General features: G+C 48.7%; 1 protein-coding gene. It reads right to left on the minus strand.

Features of this window, described 5'->3' with window-relative positions; translation table 11 throughout:
* Positions 1-626: VPA1269 family protein (locus G3436_RS26910; protein ID WP_243667361.1), on the minus strand; the 626-nt coding region annotated here is incomplete at its 3' end.
* Between the last annotated feature and the right edge of the window lie 197 nt (positions 627-823).

Raw genomic sequence — 823 nt, forward strand, 5'->3', positions numbered from 1 at the left:
AGGGGTGGGAGATACCGATCTTGCCAAGTTTTTTGTGCTGTCCAAATTTCCTTCAGCTTAGGTGATACATATGGTATCTCATAGCCTGTGTTCTTAGGGTGATAAAGTCCCGCCTTGCTAGTATTGATCCAAGCAACAAGGTTCTCAGTCCCCCGAAAGCCATCTTGATGAAGTCTCATTGCGCCCTGTTCGCGCCCCCCTATTGCGTATTCCGATAGGTTAGTTCGATAACTATTTGTGGTAGGGTCGTAGATGAATTCGTCAAGATCACCGGAGTCCAGCCAGCGGCCTTGATGACTGCGTATGGGTAGTTCAAGAATGGTATATAAGCAATGCGCCAATCCTGGGTAAAAAACCCGAGTATGTTCAGCTGTGTTATTATCTACGACCAGCACCTCTGCCCTTGCGTAAGACCTAGGGAATGCGTAATCGTCTTCGGTTAATGCTGCTTTCATCTCATTGATAATATAGGGCGGCAGGGAGTCGCGATAAGTTCGGGCAGTTGTTGCGGTCTTGCCGAACGAGTCAGTGCTGAGTATAGGCTCAGGGAATAGGCTTAGCTCGTGTCGATTGATACTGTCGAGGTAGTCGCGTGTCCATGTGAAAAATTGGCGCGCCGTGGCCAAGTTAGCGTTTCGAGTTCGAGGGTCTTTCAAGTTGCCGATAAGGAAGTCAAAGTACGTATCTTATTTATAAGGCGAGCATCATACATATGCGCTCGTCTCTGCACCTCCCAAGGACACAAGGGAGGGGAATCGAGTGTTAAGAGAAAGTCCCCTAGTCGATTTAGTACATCGATTTGCGTCGTGACCCGGGCAGTGGT

Origin of the sequence: Pseudomonas brassicae, from assembly GCF_010671725.1 — a bacterium.
Lineage (GTDB): Bacteria > Pseudomonadota > Gammaproteobacteria > Pseudomonadales > Pseudomonadaceae > Aquipseudomonas > Aquipseudomonas brassicae.